At 54.5% G+C, this 21,103-nt stretch carries 20 protein-coding genes and 3 pseudogenes; 17 read left to right on the top strand and 6 right to left on the bottom strand.

Going from position 1 to position 21,103, the window contains the following annotated elements; all coding sequences use genetic code 11:
- Positions 1 to 6: 6 nt before the first annotated feature.
- Positions 7 to 195, bottom strand: coding sequence for a zinc-finger domain-containing protein (locus tag H3L92_RS00215; protein WP_085366159.1), 189 nt, complete (start codon positions 193 to 195; stop codon positions 7 to 9).
- A 243-nt stretch (positions 196 to 438) separates the two neighbouring features.
- On the opposite strand from H3L92_RS00215, the gene H3L92_RS00210 reads away from it, so the two are divergent.
- The 8 genes and pseudogenes from H3L92_RS00210 to H3L92_RS00170 all read left to right on the top strand — a co-directional run bounded on the left by H3L92_RS00210 (position 439) and on the right by H3L92_RS00170 (position 6,635).
- The gene (locus H3L92_RS00210) at positions 439 to 759 is read left to right on the top strand and encodes a LapA family protein (RefSeq protein WP_085366158.1); all 321 of its coding nucleotides are present in this window, start codon (positions 439 to 441) and stop codon (positions 757 to 759) included.
- A gap of 6 nt (positions 760 to 765) precedes the next feature.
- Positions 766 to 1,935: a lipopolysaccharide assembly protein LapB gene (gene lapB, locus H3L92_RS00205; RefSeq protein ID WP_085366157.1), complete on the top strand. Its 1,170-nt coding sequence runs from the start codon at positions 766 to 768 to the stop codon at positions 1,933 to 1,935.
- A gap of 82 nt (positions 1,936 to 2,017) precedes the next feature.
- Positions 2,018 to 2,221 (top strand): annotated as a pseudogene (locus H3L92_RS00200) (hypothetical protein); the annotation flags it as partial.
- A gap of 124 nt (positions 2,222 to 2,345) precedes the next feature.
- Positions 2,346 to 2,612, top strand: coding sequence for a DMP19 family protein (locus H3L92_RS00195; RefSeq protein WP_085366155.1), 267 nt, complete (start codon positions 2,346 to 2,348; stop codon positions 2,610 to 2,612).
- Positions 2,613 to 2,913: 301 nt separating this feature from the next.
- A pseudogene (locus H3L92_RS13530) lies at positions 2,914 to 3,882 on the top strand (IS630 family transposase).
- Between the two features lie 322 nt (positions 3,883 to 4,204).
- On the top strand, positions 4,205 to 4,942 hold the full coding sequence (locus H3L92_RS00180; RefSeq protein ID WP_085366153.1) for a methionine ABC transporter ATP-binding protein: 738 nt from the start codon (positions 4,205 to 4,207) through the stop codon (positions 4,940 to 4,942).
- 1 nt (position 4,943) lies between these two features.
- Positions 4,944 to 5,630 carry a methionine ABC transporter permease gene (locus tag H3L92_RS00175; RefSeq protein WP_085366152.1) on the top strand — a complete coding sequence of 229 codons (687 nt, stop codon included), beginning with the start codon at positions 4,944 to 4,946 and terminating at the stop codon, positions 5,628 to 5,630.
- Between the two features lie 87 nt (positions 5,631 to 5,717).
- Positions 5,718 to 6,635, top strand: coding sequence for a MetQ/NlpA family ABC transporter substrate-binding protein (locus H3L92_RS00170; RefSeq protein ID WP_085366151.1), 918 nt, complete (start codon positions 5,718 to 5,720; stop codon positions 6,633 to 6,635).
- 344 nt (positions 6,636 to 6,979) lie between these two features.
- Here the strand turns inward: H3L92_RS00170 and pheA are convergent, their stop codons facing one another.
- Both pheA and H3L92_RS00160 read right to left on the bottom strand, forming a co-directional pair.
- Positions 6,980 to 8,062, bottom strand: coding sequence for a prephenate dehydratase (gene pheA / locus H3L92_RS00165; protein WP_085366150.1), 1,083 nt, complete (start codon positions 8,060 to 8,062; stop codon positions 6,980 to 6,982).
- 108 nt (positions 8,063 to 8,170) lie between these two features.
- Positions 8,171 to 9,400 (bottom strand): multidrug effflux MFS transporter, encoded by a 1,230-nt coding sequence (locus H3L92_RS00160; RefSeq protein ID WP_245945446.1) that lies wholly within the window; start codon positions 9,398 to 9,400, stop codon positions 8,171 to 8,173.
- Positions 9,401 to 9,696: 296 nt separating this feature from the next.
- Here H3L92_RS00160 and H3L92_RS00155 point away from each other — a divergent pair, with 296 nt between their 5' ends.
- Positions 9,697 to 9,942, top strand: coding sequence for a GlsB/YeaQ/YmgE family stress response membrane protein (locus H3L92_RS00155; protein ID WP_085366149.1), 246 nt, complete (start codon positions 9,697 to 9,699; stop codon positions 9,940 to 9,942).
- Positions 9,943 to 9,987: 45 nt separating this feature from the next.
- Here the strand turns inward: H3L92_RS00155 and ubiG are convergent, their stop codons facing one another.
- A complete protein-coding gene (ubiG, locus tag H3L92_RS00150) occupies positions 9,988 to 10,716 on the bottom strand; it encodes a bifunctional 2-polyprenyl-6-hydroxyphenol methylase/3-demethylubiquinol 3-O-methyltransferase UbiG (RefSeq protein ID WP_085366148.1) in 729 nt (242 codons plus the stop codon).
- Positions 10,717 to 10,751: 35 nt separating this feature from the next.
- Positions 10,752 to 11,078: a GIY-YIG nuclease family protein gene (locus H3L92_RS00145; RefSeq protein WP_372338536.1), complete on the bottom strand. Its 327-nt coding sequence runs from the start codon at positions 11,076 to 11,078 to the stop codon at positions 10,752 to 10,754.
- Between the two features lie 312 nt (positions 11,079 to 11,390).
- Between H3L92_RS00145 and H3L92_RS00140 the strand changes: the two genes are divergently transcribed.
- The 7 genes from H3L92_RS00140 to mutM all read left to right on the top strand — a co-directional run bounded on the left by H3L92_RS00140 (position 11,391) and on the right by mutM (position 19,328).
- Entirely contained in the window at positions 11,391 to 12,317 is a 927-nt protein-coding gene (locus H3L92_RS00140; protein WP_085366147.1) for a LysR family transcriptional regulator, read from the top strand.
- Positions 12,318 to 12,672: 355 nt separating this feature from the next.
- A complete protein-coding gene (ubiB, locus tag H3L92_RS00135; protein WP_085366146.1) occupies positions 12,673 to 14,184 on the top strand; it encodes a ubiquinone biosynthesis regulatory protein kinase UbiB in 1,512 nt (503 codons plus the stop codon).
- Between the two features lie 296 nt (positions 14,185 to 14,480).
- Positions 14,481 to 15,572, top strand: a complete 1,092-nt coding sequence (gene ychF, locus H3L92_RS00130) for a redox-regulated ATPase YchF (protein WP_085366145.1) — start codon at positions 14,481 to 14,483, stop codon at positions 15,570 to 15,572.
- A 65-nt stretch (positions 15,573 to 15,637) separates the two neighbouring features.
- The gene (locus tag H3L92_RS00125; protein ID WP_085366144.1) at positions 15,638 to 16,162 is read left to right on the top strand and encodes a DUF8453 domain-containing protein; all 525 of its coding nucleotides are present in this window, start codon (positions 15,638 to 15,640) and stop codon (positions 16,160 to 16,162) included.
- A 170-nt stretch (positions 16,163 to 16,332) separates the two neighbouring features.
- Positions 16,333 to 16,857: an REP-associated tyrosine transposase gene (locus H3L92_RS00120; protein ID WP_085366143.1), complete on the top strand. Its 525-nt coding sequence runs from the start codon at positions 16,333 to 16,335 to the stop codon at positions 16,855 to 16,857.
- Between the two features lie 99 nt (positions 16,858 to 16,956).
- Positions 16,957 to 18,255: a tyrosine--tRNA ligase gene (gene tyrS / locus H3L92_RS00115; protein WP_085366142.1), complete on the top strand. Its 1,299-nt coding sequence runs from the start codon at positions 16,957 to 16,959 to the stop codon at positions 18,253 to 18,255.
- Positions 18,256 to 18,500: 245 nt separating this feature from the next.
- Entirely contained in the window at positions 18,501 to 19,328 is an 828-nt protein-coding gene (mutM, locus tag H3L92_RS00110; protein ID WP_085366141.1) for a bifunctional DNA-formamidopyrimidine glycosylase/DNA-(apurinic or apyrimidinic site) lyase, read from the top strand.
- A 60-nt stretch (positions 19,329 to 19,388) separates the two neighbouring features.
- Here mutM and H3L92_RS00105 read toward each other — a convergent pair.
- Positions 19,389 to 20,139, bottom strand: a pseudogene (locus tag H3L92_RS00105) (IS5 family transposase).
- Positions 20,140 to 20,303: 164 nt separating this feature from the next.
- Here H3L92_RS00105 and H3L92_RS00100 point away from each other — a divergent pair.
- Positions 20,304 to 21,074 carry a 1-acylglycerol-3-phosphate O-acyltransferase gene (locus H3L92_RS00100; protein WP_085367183.1) on the top strand — a complete coding sequence of 257 codons (771 nt, stop codon included), beginning with the start codon at positions 20,304 to 20,306 and terminating at the stop codon, positions 21,072 to 21,074.
- Positions 21,075 to 21,103: the final 29 nt, after the last annotated feature.

Here is a 21,103-nt window from a genome sequence, read left to right as displayed (position 1 = left end):
TGCTTTTTAATGATGCCCTTTTGCCTCGCCCACCAATTGATACACCGCACCGCAATACGGGCACTCTATGGTGCTGTTCGACTGGATGGGCAGAAACACGCGCGGGTGGCCGTTCCACGTTTCGTTTTGGGGGCCGGAGCAATGCAGCGGCAAATCATGCGGGGTGATGGTGATGGCAGCGTTTTGGTCGGTCATATTTTTTCCTTTGCGAAAAACCGTTTAATATTCTCAACGGCAGATATTACGACAAGGCCGCGGTGTTGAAAAGTGCCGCAAACGGCTATCGGGCGTATCCTGCAACAGAAAAACTTATGCTGACGCGGCGCTTCCGCACCGGAGCGGGCTAAAGTTTTTTTCGCTATAACAAAGCAAATCGTTTAAACTTCGGGTTTCCGCGCCTTTCAGACGGCTCGAACCCTTTGCAACACGGAGCATGAGATGAAAATCTTCTACACCCTCATCAAAATCATCATCTTATTGATATTCTTAATTCTCGCCGTCAGCAACACGCAAAGCGTACAATTTTTCTATCTGCCCGCACAAGCCATTGACCTGCCGCTGATTTTGGTATTGTTCGGCGCCTTCGTTATCGGCTCGGTGTTCGGCATTTTCGCACTCTTCGGCCGCCTGCTGGCCCTGCGCAGCGAAAACAACCGCCTGCGCGCCGAAGTGAAAAAATCCGCCCGCACCACCGCCGCCGATTTGGCCGTGCCGCAGCCGCAAAACCCCGCGCCCGCCCCGCTCGAACGCAAGGAATAAACCCGCATGGAAAACGAAATCTGGATACTGCTGCTGCCGATTATCCTGTTGCCGGTTTTCTTCGCCATGGGCTGGTTCGCCGCGCGCGTCGATATGAAAACCGTGCTCAAACAGGCCAAAACCGTACCCGGCGGCTTTTATAAAAGCCTCGATGCCCTCGTTGACCGCAACAGCGGCAAAGCCGCGCGCGAACTGGCCGAAGTGATCGACCAGCAGCCGCAGTCTTACGACTTGAACCTCACGCTGGGCAAACTCTACCGCCAGCGCGGCGAAAACGACAAAGCCATCAATATGCACCAAGCCCTGCTCGATTCGCCCGACACCGTGGGCGACAAACGCGAGCGCGTGCTGTTCGAGCTGGGGCTGAACTACCAAAGTGCCGGCCTGGTCGACCGCGCCGAGCAGATTTTCACCGGCCTGCAAAACGGCAACATGGCCAAAGAAGCCCGCCAAGTGCTGCTGAGCATCTACCAGCAAGACCGCGACTGGGAAAAAGCCATCGAAACGGCGCAGCTGTTAAGCCACGACGAACAAACCTACCAATTCGAAATCGCCCAATTCTATTGCGAGCTGGCGCAGGCCGCGCTGTTCCAGTCCGACTTCGACACCGCCCGCCGCCACGTACACAACGCCTTGAACGCCAACAAAAAATGCACCCGTGCCAACATGATTTTGGGCGACATCGAGCAAAAGCAAGGCCACTACGCCGCCGCCGTCGAAGCCTACACCGCCATCGAAAAGCAAAACCACGCCTATCTGAGCATGGTCGGCGAACGGCTCTACGACGCCTACGACGCGCTGGGCAAACCGCAGGAAGGCTTGAGCGTGCTCATCGGCTATATGCAAACCTTCCCGCAACTCGACCTGATCAACGTGATTTACGACAAATCGCTGCTGCTCAACGGCGAAGCCGCCGCCAACCAAACCGCCGTGGATCTGGTGCGCAAAAAGCCCGATCTCAGCGGCGTTTACCGCCTGCTCGGCCTGCAACTGAGCGGCCTGCACCCCGAATGGAAAGCCGACGCCGACATGATGCGCGCCATCGTCGGCCGCCAGCTGCAAAAAGCCGTGATGTACCGCTGCCGCAACTGCCATTTCAAATCGCAAGTATTCTTCTGGCACTGCCCCGCGTGCAACAAATGGGAAACCTTCACCCCCAACCGCATCGAAGTATAAATTTTCAGACGGCCCGGCCGCACGCCCAGAGGCCGTCTGAAAAACTTCCGACACCCTTCTTTCACCGCCGGAACCCACCGCCATGACCGTCAACCCCGCCGACTTCGACCCGCAAGACCCTGCCGCCTTTCTCTATGCCCTCGCTTCCGCCTACCTCGAACACAGCGAAGCGCACGGCATCGAAACACTCAACGACGAACAGCACACCCTACTGGCCTATTGCTATCTCGACAGCCAAGTGCAGGAAGGCGGCTTCGTGCAACTGATTGCCGCTGGTTACGGCGAATATATAGTAGATTAAAATAAGAATGCCGAAGTAGGGTAAAACGATTCTTTAGCATATCGCCCAATTGCAAGTTTGAATGCAGTTATTTCATTTCGGAGTTTTTATTTGAATTCACTATATCTTCATGAACCCGCTCGCCGACAGCCTGCGCCGCTGGCGCATCAAACCCACCCCCAAAATCATCGACCAGGCCAAAGCCCTCTATGCGCAGCACGGCAGCGCCATCGAACGGCTCGCCGATGAAGACACCCCGCCCGACACCATCCGCACCCGTTTCGATATGTTTGAAGAGTTGGACGGTGCCTACTACGATGCCGCCGACGAAGACATCGCCGCCGCCGCAGAATATGTGCGCGCCAATTGGCAGAAATTTGCACCGCCGGCACAATAACCCGAACCAACTTGAGAATATCTTTCCGCCACACCCGGGCTTGGCCCGGGCATAACAGAAGTATTCCCCATGCCGGTATAAGTTTTGCAAAAGATTCAGTGTAGAAAATCCCAGCGTTGTTTACACTTTTCGTTTTTTGCATGAGAACCTATTTTGGAATTTTTGAAAGTCGTCAAAAATACCGAAAGACATGACAAAGTCGCATAGTTCTTGAGAATACTCAAAAATCACGAATCAACCCATTTTATAGTGAATTAAAATAAGAATTCCGAACTTTACTCCCCCTTACCAGCAGAAAAAAATGGCCTACCCGATAGAACTCCGACAAAAAGCAATCGAATATTACCGGCAATGCCAAAATGCAAGCCAAGTCTGCCGTGTATACGGTATCAGCGACAAAACGCTGAGCAGTTGGCTGCGACTCTATGAACAAACAGGTTCACTGGCGCATCAAGTCAAAGGTGGTAATGCCACAAAAATAGACAGGCAACAGCTTTCAGACTATCTCGAACAGCATCCTGATGCCTACCTGCACGAAATCGCAGAACATTTAGGGTGCAGCCCCCCAAATGTCAGCTACCTGCTCAAAGTCATGGGCATCACACGAAAAAAAAGACCACCACATACAAAGAACAAAAGCCCGAACAAGTAGCCGCTTATCAACAAGCATTGAGCCAATATATAGTGAATTCAAATAAAAACTCCGAAATGAAATAACTGCATTCAAACTTGCAATTGGGCGATATGCTAAAGAATCGTTTTACCCTACTTCGGCATTCTTATTTTAATCCACTATACTGACTATCAAGCAGTTTTTCTTGATGAAACAGGGTTCGACACCTTTTTTTACCGCCCTTACGCTTACTCGAAAAAAGGCGTACCCGTCAAAGCACAAATCAGCGGCAGAAAATACCAACGTATTTCATTGGTTGCGGCACAAATCCAAGGTAAAGGCAGCCTGATTGCCCCCATGACCTATTGCGGCACCATGGACGGCAGCCTGTTCGAAGCATGGTTTGAGCAAATGCTGCTGCCCGAACTGACGGAGAAATCCGTCATCATTATGGACAATGCCCGTTTCCACCGTATGGCGGTTTTGACTGAAATGGCGCAGAAGCAGGGACATAAAGTATTGCCCCTTGCTCCTTATTCACCCGAGCTTAATCCGATTGAAAAGGTATGGGCGAATATTAAAAAGCATTTGCGGAAAGTTTTACCTGCCGTGGGAGATTTTATGACTGCACTGCTACGTAGTTCTTATTTTAATTGACTATAACAAAGATAAAAGCTGTTTGCATAAAAGTGTAAGCCACCAGACCTCTTCTAACATCATCACATGGTTACCTGTGAATTCTCCAACACCTTGCATCAAACTGCTTTCTTTCACCCACCCTTTCACCACCTGCACCGGCATTTACAAAACTTGACCCTGAAAACGGTTTGCAGTATATTTCGCGCTAAATTTACCGCCGATTTGACACAGCTTGCGGGCGTTAAACAGCTAAAGCGTAGGTTGCACTTTGTTTGCAGCCCATCCGTTTGCATTCCGGCCCGCTGTGTTACACATCGGGCTTTGTTGTTTTGGATAAACTATGATTACTTTGGACAATGTTTCCAAGCGCTATCAAAACCGCGATAAAACGTGGTTTACCGCCGTGGAGCCGACCTCGCTGCAAATCGAAGCGGGCGAGATTTTCGGCCTGATGGGTTATTCGGGCGCAGGAAAATCCACACTGCTGCGCCTGATCAACCTGCTCGAACGCCCCGATACCGGCACGGTAACGGTGGCCGGGCAGGAGCTGACTTCGTTAAACGCCGCCCAACTGCGCCGTGCGCGGCAAAACATCGGCATGGTGTTCCAGCAGTTTAACCTGCTTTCCAACCGCACCGTGGCCGGCAATGTGGCGTTCCCGCTGGAAATCGCCGGTTGGCCGTCTGAAAAAATCCAAGCTCGGGTGGCGGAATGTCTGGAAATCGTGGGGCTGGAAAACCGTGCCGCCCACTATCCGGCCCAGCTTTCGGGCGGCCAGAAACAGCGTGTGGGCATCGCCCGCGCCCTCGCCCCCAACCCGCAGGTGATACTGGCCGACGAGCCTACCTCCGCGCTCGACCCGGCCACCACCCGCAGCGTGTTGGAATGTTTGGAAGACATCAACAAACGCTTTAATGTAACCATTGTTATCGTTACCCACGAGATGAGCGTGCTGCGCCGCCTGTGCGACCGCGCCGCGCTGCTGCATCAGGGCAAACTGGTGGAAACCGTGTGCGTTAACAACAACCGAATCCACGCCCAATCCGAAATCGGGCGCGAGCTGGTGCGGGAGGACTGACATGGCAGGCTTAACCTTTTCGCAAGCCTTGGAAACCATCGGCCGTATGCGCGGCGAAATCGTGCAGGCTTTATGGGAAACTTTCGTAATGGTGGGTTTGTCGACCGCCTTCGCCACCGTGTTCGGCACCCTGCTGGGCGTGCTGCTGTTCGTTACCGCCAACCGCCAACTGCACTACAACCGCCCCGTCAATCTGGTGTTGGACAATCTGGTTAACCTGATGCGCGCGTTTCCGTTTGTGATTCTGATGATTGCGATGATTCCCGCCACCCGCGCCATTGTCGGCAGCACCATCGGCCCGGTTGCGGCTTCGCTGGTGCTGAGCGTTTCCGGCCTGTTTTACTTTGCCCGCCTGGTCGAACAAAACCTGCGCGAAGTGCCGCGCGGCGTGATCGAAGCCGCCATCAGCATGGGCGCCGCGCCGATGACGGTTATCCGCAAAGTGCTGCTCAACGAAGCCCGCGCAGGCATGGTGTCGAGCATTACCGTGCTGGCCATCGGCCTGCTTTCATACAGCGCGGCGGCCGGCATGATCGGCGGCGGCGGCTTGGGCGACTTGGCCATCCGCTACGGCTATTACCGCTACCAAACCGAAGTTATCATTTTTATCGTGGCCATTTTGGTTTTATTGGTGGTGGTGATTCAGAGTTTGGGCAACTTTATTTCACGCAAACTGGATAAACGCTGATAAACTTTCAGACGGCCTTTTATTTAGATGAAAGGCCGTCTGAAACCTATTTTAAATTTTAAACCGACTTAATTTTGGAGTTCCAACATGCAAGCATCTGCTTTATTCAAAACCTTCTCGGCCGGCGCGCTGGCTTTCGCATTGGCAGCCTGCGGCGGCCAGAAAGAAACCGCTCCCGCAGCCGCTTCCGCTGCATCCCAACCTGCTGCGGCCGGCGCTGAAAAACAAGAAATCGTGTTCGGCACCACCGTCGGCGATTTCGGCGATATGGTGAAAGACCAAATCCAACCCGCGTTGGAGAAAAAAGGCTATAAAGTCAAGCTAATCGAATTCACCGACTATGTGCGCCCCAATCTGGCGCTGGCCGAAGGCGAGCTGGACATCAATATCTTCCAACACAAGCCCTATCTGGACGATTTCAAAAAAGAACACAAGCTCGATATTACCGAAGTGTTCCAAGTGCCGACCGCACCGTTGGGTCTCTACCCCGGCAAGCTCAAATCGCTGGATGAAGTGAAAGACGGCAGCAGCGTTTCCGCCCCCAACGATCCTTCCAACTTCGCCCGCGCCCTGGTGATGCTCAACGAATTGGGCTGGATCAAGCTGAAAGACGGCATCAACCCGTTGACCGCGTCTAAAAACGACATCGCCGAAAACCTGAAAAACATCAATATCGTCGAGCTGGAAGCCGCCCAACTGCCGCGCAGCCGCGCCGACGTTGACTTCGCCATCGTTAACGGCAACTACGCCATGAGCAGCGGCATGAAGCTGACCGAAACCCTGTTCCAAGAGCCGAGCTTCGCTTATGTGAACTGGTCTGCCGTGAAAACCGCCGACAAAGACAGCCAATGGGTGAAAGACGTAACCGACGCCTATAACTCTGACGAATTCAAAACCTACGCCAAACAGCGTTTCGCCGGCTACAAATACCCCGCATCATGGGGCGAGCAAGCCGCCGCAGGCGCGAAAGCCGAAGCAGCTTCTACCGCATCGGCCGCCAAATAATCCCGAAATTTGAAATACCGAACGCCTTCCCTGTTTTGGGAAGGCGTTTTTTATAAAATTATTTAGCTAAACAAGCAGTAATACTTAAGTAAATGCTTCCTTATTTATAGTGGATTAAAATAAGAATGCCGAAGTAGGGTAAAACGATTCTTTAGCATATCGCCCAATTGCAAGTTTGAATGCAGTTATTTCATTTCGGAGTTTTTATTTGAATTCACTATAAAAAATGAGCAATTCAATTCATTCTGCAAAGCTGAGGCTGCACCATATAGACCATACACATATTAACAATAATTAAAGGGGCTCAGGTCATCTGAAATCCTCAACCCCGGCTTTACTACTGTTCACAACACCGCCATCGGATAAGCACCGATCACTTTCACAAACGAAGCGCGCTCTTCCTGCGCGGTAAGCGCGGCCTGCACGTTGGCATCGTCTTTATGGCCTTCGATATCGATGAAAAACAGGTAGTCCCATAAACCCGAACGGCTGGGGCGGCTTTCGAACTTGGTCATCGAAATACCCAATTCGGTAAACGGTTTGAGCAGGGCGCTGACGGCGCCGGCTTTATTGGGCGTGGAAACCACCAGCGAGGTTTTGTCCCGCCCTGTGGGCGTGGTGGCTTGGTGGCCCAACACCAAAAAACGGGTGGTGTTGTTGGGTTCGTCTTCGATGCTGTCGGCCACCTTGGTTAAGCGGTAGAGTTCGGCGGCGGTTTGGCCGGCGATGGCGGCCACCGATTCGTCGCCGGATTCGGCCGCCAAACGGGCTGCTTCGGCGTTGCTCGACACGGAAATCCGCACGGCTTCGGGCAGGTTGCGCCCCAGCCATTCGTGGCATTGGGCTAGCGCTTGGGCGTGGGCGTAAACTTTGGTGATGCCCTGCGTGTTGCTGCTGTTTTTGCGCAGCAGGTGGTGGTGTATGCGCAATACCACTTCGCCGCAGGCTTGCAGCGGGGTAACGGAGAGCAGGTCGAGCGCGCGGCCGACGCTGCCTTCGGTGGAGTTTTCCACCGGCGTAACCACATAATCGGCTTGGCGGGCTTCCACCAAACGGAAACTTTCGTCGATAGTGGTGCAGGCCTGGGTTTGCGCGGCGTGGCCGAAATGCTTAACGGCGGCCTGTTGGGTAAACGTGCCGGCGGGGCCGAGATAGGTGATGGTGAGCGGACGCTCCACCGCCAGGCATTCGCTCATGATTTCGCGAAACAGCCGTGCCACGGCTTCGTCGGGCAGCGGGCCGGCGTTTAAGCCCTGTATGCGGCGCAACACGGCGGCTTCGCGCTCGGGGCGGTAAACCGTGCCGGTGCCTTTCAGTTCGCCGATGGCGCGGGCGTGCCCTGCACGCTCGTTCAAGAGGCGCAGAATGGTGGCGTCGATTTCGTCGATGGCGTTGCGGTGCGGCAAGAGTTGGTCGTCGGCAGACATAATGATTCCGTTGCGGCTGAATGATTATAGAAAAAGCTGATTTTAACATTAATCTGCAAAGGTCTCAGGCCGTCTGAAAACATTTCCCGTTTCAGACGGCCTCATGTTTTATTTCATTTCGCTGCCTTTGTTTTGCACCCAAGCTTCACGCGAACACAGCCACAGCAGGGCAATGCCGACTGCCGTCGACAACAGCATCATGCCCGACATCACCGCCGCCGTGCCGTTGTGCAGCCAGGTGGTGAGCATACCCATCAGCGCACCGATAACCGACTGGCACACGCCCAACACAGCGTTAGCGCTGCCGCCTTCTTCGCGGAAATACGCCATAAAGCAGGCTTGCGTGTTGGCGGTAATCAAGCCCTGCGTGCCCACCGACAGCATCACGCAGCCCACCAGCCACCACATCGGCGGCAGGCCGAGCAGCAGCACCGAGGCAAACATCAGCGCGTTGGCCGCAAGCTGGATAATAATCCCCCATTGGAGGATATCCTGCGCATGGGTGCATCTTTTCAAACGCCATGCGGTGATGCGGTTGAAAGTGGCCATGGTGATGATGTTCATGCCGAACACCCACGCATAGGCATGGGCGGAAATGCCGTAGAGCTTCATATACACAAACGACGATTCGGTTAGAAACGCAAACATCGACGAAAAACTGAACGCCTGAAAAAACAGATACCCCAGCGCGGGTGTGGTGGCGAGCACCCGTTTGTAACGGCCGGCCACCACGCTGAAAATACGGCGGTCTATCGGCTCGGTGCGCGCGGGTTTGGCCAAAAACAGAAAGAGCAAACCCCAAACCACGGCGGCATACGTGCCCAAAAACACAAAAATCGCGCGCCAGCCGCCTATGCTTTCCAACACCGCGCCCAACATCGGCGCCACCAGCGGCGCGGCCATCATAATAATGCCGATTAAGGCGAACATTTGCGCAGCTTGGCGGCCTTCATAGTTATCGCGCACAATCGCGCCCACCACCACAACCGTCATGCCCGCGCCGAACGCCTGTATCAGCCGCAACAGCAATAATTGTTCGGCCGTCTGAATCGCCGTCAGCCCCGCCACGCTGGCGATATACACCAACAGCCCTGTCAAAGCGATGATGCGGCGGCCTTTGATGTCGGAAAGCGATCCGCCCACAATCTGCCCCGCCGCCACGCCGAACAGAAACGTGCTCAAGCTCTGCTCGATGCGGTGGATATCCGCCCCCAGGCTTTGCGCCATCGAAGGTATCGCGGGCAGGTAGGCGTCTATCGAAAACGGCATCAACGCCACCAGCAAGGCCAGTAAAACGGCCATTTGCCGGTCGCCGAGCTCGGTCGGGGTGCGGGGCATAATCTTCTCTCTTTTATCGGGTTGGCGGCTTGCCAAACAAACAAACCGCCCAAAGGCGGTTTGGCAGGTGTTCGGCCTTATTATAGCCGAAATGCCTTATTTTGTTGTATTCCTACACCAAACCCCCGCCGCATATTCAAAATCTTTTATAGTTATGAAAAGAAATGCAAGCGCCGGCGCGGCAAGACAGTTGTGCTGTGTATGATGTTGGCGGAATGGTGTTTTTCAGACGGCATATTCACCGCCGTACCGAAAACGCTTTAACCGATTTAACCGGATAATACGAAAGGAATGTTATGGGCTGGTTAGTAACCATCATTGTGGGCTTTGTTGTGGGCGTGCTGGCAAAAGTGCTGCACCCGGGCAAAGACAACTTGGGCTTTATCATGACCACGCTGCTGGGCATCGGCGGCTCGCTGCTGGCGGGTTGGGTCGGACAGGCCGCAGGTTGGTATGAAGTGGGCCAGCCTGCCGGTTGGATTGCCTCCACCATCGCCGCCGTGGTGATTCTGGCGGTTTACACCCGCGTGATTAAAAAATAATCCGCGCTATAAAAAACAGGCCGTTGATACGGCCTGTTTTTGTTTTCAGACGGCCTGGAATGCCGGTTTGCAGGCCACCATATAGTTGACATCGGTGTTGCCGTTGAGGCTGTAAACTTTGGTGAGCAGGTTGTAGCCCATGCCTTTGGTGTCCACAACATCCAAGCCCGCACGGCGGCACATGCGCGCCAGCTCGGCGGGGGTGATGAACTTCTGCCAGTCGTGCGTGCCGCGCGGTACCAGGCCCAAAATGTATTCCGCTCCGAGAATGGCGTGCACATACGATTTGGGGTTGCGGTTGATGGTGGAAAAAAACACCGTGCCCTCGGGTTTCACCAACTTGGCGCAGGCGGCAACGATGGCGGCGGGGTCGGGAACGTGTTCCATCATTTCCATGCAGGTTACCACATCGAAACTGTGCGGCCGCTCTTCGGCCAAATCCTCCACGCGCACGCAGCGGTAGCCGACATTGCCCACGCCCTGCTCCTGCGCATGGGCTTCCGCCGCCCGCAACGATTTTTCGGCCATATCGATGCCGGTTACCTGCGCGGCGCCGAGTTTGGCCATGCTTTCCGACAAAATGCCGCCGCCGCAGCCCACATCGAGCACAGTTTTGCCCGCCAGTTGGCCGATGGCGTCGATATAGCCCAATCGCAGGGGGTTGATGTCGTGCAGGGGTTTGAATTCACCCGTTTTGTCCCACCATTTGTGGGCGAGCAGGCTGAATTTTTCGATTTCGCCGCTATCGACGTTGTGCTGTGCGTTCGCGCTCATCTGATGATTCCTTATTGATAACGGTTGATTATAACTCAGGCCGTCTGAAAATCCGGCAGCAGCGCCCACAATTCGCGTTTGCGCCCGGCGGCGAGTTTTTTCACCCGCACCTCCAGCTGTGCGGCTTCGCCATGCGCCACGCCGGCGCACACCAGCCGCATCGCCACGGGCTTGTGGATGCGCATATATTTTGCGCCCCTGCCCGATGCGTGCGCCGCAAACCGCGCCTGCGGGCGGTTGCTGATGCCGCAATAGAGCGAACCGTTGCGGCACAACACCAGATACACGCTCCAGCCGCCCGCTTCTTCAATGGCGGGCAGCGCAAAGCGGGCCAGCAGTTGGTTGTGGTTTGCAGCGTTCACGATGGTTTTCAGACGGCCTGCAACGGCCGCTCAAAGATGTTTGAAGGCGTTATTGTATAGCGGAAAAACTTATTTTTGCCATCAGGCGGCACGGCAGGCTCAGCAACGATATGGCAAAACCACTTGCTTAACAGCCGTTCCGTCCTACCCGGGCTTGACCCGAGTATGATGCGTGTACTTTTTATTAAGTTGATTTGCTATGGTATTTTTCATATGCAAGGCCGTCTGAACGCAGCCGCTGCCCGTTTGCGCCGCCATATGAATTATTTTAATATACGCCGGTCCGTTACCGCACAGGCCGTCTGAAACATTATGGAATCCATTATCGAACTGCGCCACCTCAAAACCCTGCTGGCACTTGAAGAAACCGGCAGCGTTTCGTTGGCCGCCAAGCGCGTGTTCCTCACGCAATCCGCCCTGTCGCACCAAATCCGCGCATTGGAAAACTACTATGAAACGCCGCTGTTCGAGCGCAAATCCACACCGCTGCGCTTCACGCCGGCCGGCGAGCGGCTGCTGCAACTGGCGCGCGACCTGCTGCCGCAGGTGGCCGCCGCCGAACGCGACATGGCGCAGATTATCGAAGGCGAAGCGGGCGAACTGCGGCTGGCGGTGGAATGCCACACCTGCTTCGACTGGCTGATGCCCGCCATGGGCGAATTCCGCCCGCTGTGGCCGCAGGTGGAGCTGGACATCGTTTCCGGCTTCCAGGCCGACCCGGTGGGGCTGCTGCTGCAACACCGCGCCGATTTGGCCATCGTTTCCGAAGCCGCCCCGCAGGCGGGCATCGCCTACCAGCCCCTGTTTGCCTACGGCATGGTCGGCATCTGCGCCAAAGACCACCCGCTGGCCGCCAAAGCCGTGTGGGAAGCCGAAGACTTTGCCGGCGAAACGCTGATCACCTATCCCGTGCCCGACGATATGCTCGACCTTTTGCGCAAAGTGCTGCTGCCCAAAGGTATCAACCCGCCGCGCCGCCACAGCGAACTAACCATCGCCATCATCCAGCTTGTGGCCAGCCGCCGCGGCATCGCCGCCCTGCCCTATTGGACGGTGATGCCCTATCTCGAAAAAGGCTATGTGATTTCGCGCCAGATTACCCCCAACGGCCTGCAAAGCGAGCTTTACGCCGCCATGCGCGCGGAAGACGCCGGCAAAACCTATCTGGAAAACTTCTGCCAGATTGTGCGCGAACGCAGCTTCGCCGACCTGCCCGGTTTGAGCGTTTTGGAACTGTGAATCCAATCTAATAAAGATGCCGAGACCTTTGAAAAAATACCTTAAAGGCCGTCTGAAATGTTTAAGTCCCGTCATTCCCGCGCAGCGGGCTTGCGAAGCTAATGATGAAGAATAGGCATTTCAGACGGCCTCAACAACTTGCAAAGATCTCATGCCGAGACCTTTGCAAAATTCTTTTCGATATCTTAAAACACTTGCGTCATGCTCGGGCTTGACGAAGCATAAATGAATTCAGTACGGAAACGTATTTTTGCAAAGACCTCATGCCGTCTGAAAAAGCAGGCCGCCCACATATTTGGAACCCCGCCGCGTTCCTGCTTTATAATCCATCTTTTTCCACCCGCCCCGGCCCGCTATGAAATGGCTTAAACGCACCAAAACCATCACCCAAACCGTTTACCGCTACGGCCTCACCGATCTGGTTGCCGGCCGGGTGCGCCAAAGCTGGCTGCGCTCGCTGTTGCAGAAACTGCCGCAATCGCCCGATGCGCAAAACCAACCCATGCCGGTGCGCCTGCGCGAGGCTTTGGAGCATTTGGGGCCGATATTCGTGAAATTCGGGCAGGTGCTCTCCACCCGCCCCGACCTGATTCCGCATGATTACGCGCAGGAACTCGCCAAACTGCAAGACCGCGTGCCGCCGTTTGATGCCGAATTGTCGCGCCGCCAGATCGAAGCCTCGCTGGGGCAGCCGATTGAGGCGCTGTATGCCGAATTTGAAACCGTGCCGGTGGCCAGCGCCTCGATTGCGCAGGTGCACAAAGCCCGTTTGCACAGCGGCGAAGAGGTGGCGGTGAAAGTGCTGCGCCCCAATTTGGTGCCGGTAATCGAGCAGGATTTGGCGCTGCTGCGCTTCGGCGCGGGCTGGGTGGAGCGGCTGTTTGCCGACGGCAAGCGCTTAAAGCCGCGCGAAGTGGTGGCCGAATTCGACAAATACCTGCACGACGAACTCGATCTGATGCGCGAAGCGGCCAACGCCAGCCAGCTCGGCCGCAACTTCCAAAACAGCACCATGCTGATTATTCCCAAGGTGTATTACGACTATTGCAGCCGCGACGTGCTCACCATCGAATGGATGGACGGCACGCCGGTGGCCGACATCGCCGCCATGAAGGCCAAAGGCATCGACTTGCAGCAACTGGCCCGCTACGGCGTGGAAATCTTCTTTACCCAAGTGTTCCGTTTCGGCTTTTTCCATGCCGATATGCACCCCGGCAATATTTTGGTGGCCGACGACGGCCGCTACATCGCGCTCGATTTCGGCATCGTCGGCAGCCTCACCGATTACGACAAACGCTATCTGGCAATCAATTTCCTCGCCTTTTTTAACCGCGACTACCACCGCGTGGCCACCGCCCACATCGAATCGGGCTGGGTGCCGCCCGACACCCGTGCCGAAGAGCTGGAAGCCGCGGTGCGCTCGGTGTGCGAACCGATTTTCAACAAGCCGCTGTCGCAAATATCGTTCGGCCTGGTGCTGATGCGCCTGTTTGAAGTGAGCCGCCGCTTCAACGTGGAAATCCAGCCGCAGCTCGTGTTGTTGCAGAAAACCCTGCTCAATATCGAAGGTTTGGGCCGCCAGCTCGATCCCGATTTGGATTTGTGGGACACCGCCAAACCGTTTTTAACCAAATGGATGAGCGAGCAGGTCGGCCCCAAAGCATTTATCCGGCAACTGAAAAACGAAGCGCCCGACTGGGCGCAAATCCTGCCCGCACTGCCGCGCAAAATCAACGCGCTGGTCGATGAAACCCGCCAGCAGGAAATGCGCGACGCCTATCTGCATCTGGTGAAAATCCAGCAACGGCAAAGCCTGTGGCTGGCCGTAATCGCGGTGGCGCTGGTGTTGATCGTGCTGTTTAAATAAACACGCCTGATGGTGTTCGATGCCGTCTGAAAAACGCTTTCAGACGGCATCGGTTGCTAAAAACATCTGCGTCATCACAAAATATCTGCATCATTAAATATCCCGTCATACTCGGGCTTGACCCGAGTATCTGTCATTTCCGTTGGGATAAAAAGATACCCGAGTCAAACCCGAGTATGACGGCAACCAACTTTCTTCGGATTCCGCCGCCCTTTTCAGACGGCCTTCGCACCGCCAAAGGCCGTCTGAAATATGCTACAATCGCGCGTTAAATTTCACCTATTTCAGGAATACCCATGAGCTTAAAATGCGGCATCGTCGGCCTGCCCAACGTCGGCAAATCCACCCTGTTCAACGCGCTGACCCAATCGGGCATCGAAGCGGCCAACTACCCCTTCTGCACCATCGAACCCAACGTCGGCATCGTCGAAGTGCCCGACCCGCGCATGGCCGCGCTGGCGAAAATCGTCAACCCGCAGAAAATGCAGCCCGCCATCGTCGAATTCGTCGACATCGCAGGCTTGGTGGCCGGCGCCAGCAAAGGCGAAGGCTTGGGCAACCAGTTTCTCGCCAACATCCGCGAAACCGACGCCATCGTGAACGTGGTGCGCTGCTTTGACGACGACAATATCGTGCACGTTTCCGGCCGCGTCGACCCGATTGCCGACATCGAAACCATCGGCACAGAATTGGCTTTGGCCGACTTGGCCAGTGTGGAAAAAGCCATCGTCCGCGAAGAAAAACGCGCCCGCAGCGGCGACAAAGACGCGCAGAAACTGGTGGATTTGTGCAAAAAACTGCTGCCGCATCTGGACGAAGGCAAGCCCGTGCGCTCATTCGGTCTCGACGCCGAAGAACGCGCCATGTTGCGCCCCCTGTTCCTGCTCACCGCCAAGCCCGCCATGTATGTGGGCAACGTCGCCGAAGACGGCTTTGAAAACAACCCGCACCTCGACCGCCTGAAAGAACTGGCCGCCAAAGAAAACGCGCCCGTCGTCGCCGTGTGCGCCGCGATGGAAAGCGAAATCGCCGAACTCGAAGACGACGAAAAAGCCGAATTCCTTGCCGAAATGGGCTTGGAAGAACCCGGACTCAACCGCTTAATCCGCGCCGGCTACGACCTGCTCGGCCTGCAAACCTATTTCACCGCCGGCGTGAAAGAAGTCCGTGCATGGACAATCCGTAAGGGCGACACCGCCCCGCAAGCCGCAGGCGTTATTCACACCGACTTCGAACGCGGCTTTATCCGCGCGCAAGTGATTGCTTATGATGACTTCGTGGCGCTCGGCGGCGAAGCCAAAGCCAAAGAAGCGGGCAAAATGCGCGTGGAAGGCAAGGAATATGTGGTGCAGGACGGCGATGTGATGCACTTCCTGTTTAATGTGTAAATGACTTTCAGATGGCCTGCTGTAATCATCAGGCCATCTGAAAATAGGAAGTTTGTTTGAATAAAATGTATTTTTGGAATTACCTTAAAGGCAAACCATCTACTTTTTGGTTTTCACTGTTGTCTTTAGTAGTCTCCGCCCTTACGCTTATTTATCTGATTAAGCAAGTCGACTTAAGTCGAGAGCATAATCGAAATAGTGTTAAACCATATTTAAATTTCTATGCCATTGCTGTTGGCAATAACAAAGATGGACTTTATCTTTCAAATGAAGGATTGGGGCCTGCGTTGATTACAGAGATTTCGATTAATGGCAAACGCTATCCTGACTTAAGAAGTTCAGATTGGCAAAAGATTACGAAAGAAACAGGATTAACGTATAGTTGTTTTGCTTTTGGTGCTCTAAAAGAAAAAATGGCAATTCGTGCAGGCGCTGACGACGTTCCTTTAATTGTACTCAGTAAATCAACTGATCTTCCTCCGACTTGCTATCTAGAGTCTCTTGCACTCCAAGAAAAAATTATCCTAAAAGTTAAATATACTTCTATGTATAAGGAATCAGAAGAAACAGCACTTTTATTTAAATTCTAGTTATCTAGTTATTTTTAGTGGGTTGGGCTTTAGTCGCAGTAGGCTGGGCTTTAGCCCAGCACAACCATAGTGTATATCAGTCATTGCCGGCTAAAGCCCGGCCTACGGCGATTACGACAACCTCAATCATAACACAAACATAACCAAACACATTACAAGGCCGTCTGAAAATGCGTACTTATCTTCGCAACCGCGCAGCAGGCGGCTGCTTTTTTCTGACGTTGGTTTTGGAAGACCGCAGCAGTCATTTATTGGTGAAACACATTAACGCCTTCAGGCAGGCATATCGTGATGCCCGTATGCGTTATCGGTTCGAAACACACGCTGTTGCAGTCTTGCCCGACCATGTTCATATGTTAATTACCCTACCGGAAAACCAATCGGATTGCGCACCGATAGTTGCCAACTTGAAAGCTGGTTTTTCCCGACGGTTGCCTAATGATGAATTTGTGAGCAACAGCCGTTTGGCAAAACGGGAGCGCGGTATTTGGCAGCGGCGCTATTGGGAACACACCATCCGAAATCAGCAGGATTTCGCCAACCATATGGATTATATTCATTACAATCCTGTCAAACACGGCTGTGTTGATGCTGTAAAAGATTGGCCTTATTCGACATTTCAGCGGTGTATACAACAGAGAGTTTATCCGCAAGATTGGGGCGGCAACCCCGATGCGGATATTTATACGGATTAATACCGAAAAATTTAAGTAAGACGGGCTTTAGCTCGGCAATAACTGTTATTAATGATTTGCTGGGCTAAAGCCCAGCCTACATAACACCACGGAAACAACATGACCTCCATTATCCAAGACCTCCAATCGCGCGGCTTAATCGCGCAAACCACCGACCTCGAAGCCTTAGACGCTTTGCTCAACGAACAGAAAATCGCGCTCTACTGCGGTTTCGACCCCACCGCCGACAGCCTGCACATCGGCCATCTGCTGCCCGTGTTGGCCTTGCGCCGCTTCCAACTGGCGGGGCATACGCCAGTTGCACTGGTGGGCGGGGCAACGGGTATGATCGGCGATCCGAGTTTCAAAGCCGTTGAGCGCAGCTTGAATACGGCGGAAACGGTGGCGGGCTGGGTGGAAAGCATTCGCAACCAACTCAAACCGTTTTTGAGTTTCGAAGGCGACAACGCCGCGATTATGGCCAACAATGCCGATTGGTTCGGCGGCATGGGCTGCTTGGATTTCCTGCGCGACATCGGCAAGCATTTCTCCGTGAACGCCATGCTGGCGAAAGAATCGGTAAAACAGCGCATCGAACGCGACGATGTGGGCATTTCCTTTACCGAGTTTTCCTATGCCCTGCTGCAAGGCTATGATTTTGCCGAGTTGAACAAACGTCATGGCGTTACCCTGCAAATCGGCGGTTCCGACCAATGGGGCAACATCACTTGGGGCATCGAAACCACGCGCCGTCTGCACCAGAAACAAGTGTTCGGCCTGACCCTGCCGCTGGTAACGAAATCCGACGGCACCAAATTCGGCAAAACCGAAGGCGGCGCGGTATGGCTGAACGCGAAGAAAACCTCGCCGTATCAGTTTTACCAGTTCTGGCTGAAAGTGGCCGATGCCGATGTGTATAAATTCTTGAAATACTTCACATTCTTAACCGTCGAACAGATTGACGAAATCGAAGCGAAAGACAAAGAGAGCGGCACCAAACCCGAAGCGCAACGCATTCTGGCCGAAGAAATGACGCGCCTGATTCACGGCGAAGAAGCCTTGCAAGCGGCGCAGCGCATCACCGAAAGCCTGTTTGCCGAAGACCAAAGCAAGCTCACCGAAGCCGACTTTGAACAACTCGCGCTCGACGGTTTGCCTGCGTTTCAGGTGTCAGGCCGTCTGAACGTGGTGGAAGCGCTGGTAACGGCGCAACTGGCTTCGTCCAACAAAGAAGCGCGCGGTTTCGTGGGCAGCAATGCGGTGTTCTTAAACGGCCAAGCAGCCGAGAAAAACAACCCCGACCACGCGGCGGAAAAACCCGATGATGCTTATTTGTTAACCGATGCACACAAGCGTTTCGGCAAATACACCATCGTGCGCCGCGGCAAACGCAACCATGCACTCTTGGTGTGGAAATAATCTCAGATCGAAGCCTTTGCAAAAATACGTTTTAATCCCGAATTTATTTATGTTTCTTCATACCCGGGCTTGACCCGGGTATCTGTTATTTTCTCTAAAAACAATAAGATGCTCGGGGTAAGCCCGAGCATGACGCAGATTTTTAAGATGCCGGAATAACCCGCAAAGGCTTCAGGCCGTCTGAAAGCGGCCACACCGCCGGATAACCGAATCACACCAATATTCACCCGACACGAAAGCGCTTTATGCCCGAACTGCCCGAAGTCGAAACCACCCTGCGCGGCATCGCGCCCCATATAAACGGCCAAACCGTTGCATCGGTGGCGGTGCGCCAACCCAAGCTGCGTTTTCCCGTTACGCCCGGTTTGGCGGAAATTCTGAGCGGGCAAACGGTGCAAAGCTGCACACGCCGGGCCAAATATCTGCTGATTCATTTTCCTACCGGCCTGCTGCTGGTGCATCTGGGTATGTCGGGCAGCCTGCGGATTTTTACGGCAAACGGCACGCAGGCCGCCGAAGCGGGCAAGCACGACCATCTCGACATCGTTTTTGCCAACGGCACGGTGCTGCGCTACCACGACCCGCGCCGCTTCGGCATGATGCTGTGGTTTGCGGGCGCCGCCGAACACCATCCGCTGTTGGCCGCGCTCGGCCCCGAACCGTTGGGCGACGCATTCGACGCCGCCTATCTCTACGGCAGGCTGCGCACGCAGAAACGCGCCGTGAAGCTCTCGCTGATGGATAATGCGGTGGTGGTGGGCGTGGGCAATATCTACGCCAACGAAAGCCTGTTTAAAGCGGGCATTTCGCCCAAACGCCCCGCCTGCAAAGTCAGCAGGAAAGAATGCGCGAAGCTGGCGGAAGCCATACGCTCGGTGCTGCAACGCGCGATCGCTGCGGGCGGCAGCACCCTGCGCGACTTCGTTGACAGCGAAGGCAAAAGCGGTTATTTCCAGCAGGAATACACGGTTTACGGCCGGCACAACCAGCCCTGCCCGCAATGCGGCCGTTTGATTTTGAAAGAAACGCTGGGGCAGCGCGGCACGTTTTACTGCGGCCACTGCCAAAAATAGCGCCCTTTCAGACGGCCTGAAACCTTGCAAAAATGCCCTAGGGTCTGTCGACATTCAAGTTTACCTTAATTTCAATACGGCAGCAGCAAGGTAAATATTGGCAGCAAAAGATTGGTCGGTTTTTTCTGCGCGCATCGCAATCTTTTTGAATTCTTTGAGTTTGCAAAAAAGTTCTCAATCAAATGTCGCCAGCAATACATCATCTTGTCGTGTTCCCGCTGCAATTTGCGGTTGTTACGCGGCGGAATAACCACCTTACTCCCCCTTTCGGTCAACTCTTCGACCAGCCAGTCGGCATCAAAGGCTTTATCCGCCAATAAAGCATCAAATTCCTTTTCTTTAATCAGCGGTTCTACGCCGCAAATGTCATTGCGCTGACCAGGCATCAGTTTGAAGTCAATCAGGTTCCCCAAAGCATCCACCATAGCCAAAATCTTGGTCGTCATCCCGCCTTTGGATTGGCCGATGGCCTGATTTAGAGTCCCCCTTTTGCACCCTGACCGTGGCGGTGAATTTTGACAATTGTGCCGTCAATCATGACATACTCCATATCGAGATCACGGTTCAGTTCTTCAAAAATATCATGAAAACGGTCGGCCAAGACCCATCTGCGGTAGCGTTTGTGGATACTTTTCCAATTACCGAACTCTTCGGGCAGATCGCGCCAAGGACTGCCGGTACGGATAATCCATAGTATGGCTTCTATAAATAATCGGTTATCGACAGCGGTTCGGCCGGCATCGCCAACTTTTCCTTGGCATAAAGGCTCAATTTTTGCCCACTGTGCATCGGTCAGAATATATCTGGTCATGAGGATAGGATACACTGAAAACTTGAATGTCGACAGACCCTAAGGCCGTCTGAAAACACCGCCCAACTTTACACAGCTTTCCTCGTGCCTTAACCCGCCCCGCGTTCCGCTAACCCCTGCCGCTTGTTATAATCCCCGCCCACACCTTTCACAACCGCCGCACCATGTCCCGACAAAAAGCCCCGATTTCCCTGCGCCTCGCACGCTTGGCCAAGCTTGCCGTTTGGCTGTTTAAAACCGGCCGCAACTTGAGCAACCTCGACGGCAGCGACCCGCAGGCGCGCGACAAGGCACTGATTACGCTGGGTTCCACCGCTTTGCAGGCAGTAGGCGCGAAACTCAACGTTACCACGCCGCCCGAACACTTTCATGTGAGCGGCACGCTGGTGGTGGCCAACCATGTTTCGTGGCTGGATATTTTCGCCATGAGCGCGCTGTTTCCCAGCAGCTTTATCGCCAAACAGGAAATCAGCACCTGGCCCGTGTTAGGCAAAATGGGCCGCAACGCCGGCACGGTGTTTATCAACCGCAATTCGCGCAAAGATGTGGAACCGATCAACCAAGCCATCGCCGCCGCCCTGAAAGCCGGGCAGAACGTCAGCTTTTTCCCCGAGGCCAAAACTTCGTCGGGGCTGGACGTGCTGCCGTTCAAAGCCGCGCTGTTCCAGTCGGCGATGGATGCCGGCGCGCCGATTCAAACCATGGTTTTGCGCTACTACGACCACAACGGCCGCCGCACCGATATCCCCTCTTATGCCAATGTGAGCCTGGCCAAATCGCTATGGCGCATCGTTTCCATGCCCGAGCTGCATATCCGCGTGGATTTCGCCAAACCGATACACCCCGCCGCCCTCCCCGGCCAAGACCGCTTTGCGCTGAAAGATGCCGCCGAAACCTATGTGCGCGAGAAAGTGCTGGAAGACGTAACCGTTTGACAGCAGCCAGCAAACAAAACCTGAGGCCG

The sequence above is a fragment of the Neisseria dentiae genome, assembly GCF_014055005.1.
GTDB classification, from domain to species: Bacteria; Pseudomonadota; Gammaproteobacteria; order Burkholderiales; family Neisseriaceae; genus Neisseria; species Neisseria dentiae.
Note: the sequence above shows the minus strand (reverse complement) of the source record. Positions and strands in the feature narration are given on the sequence as shown.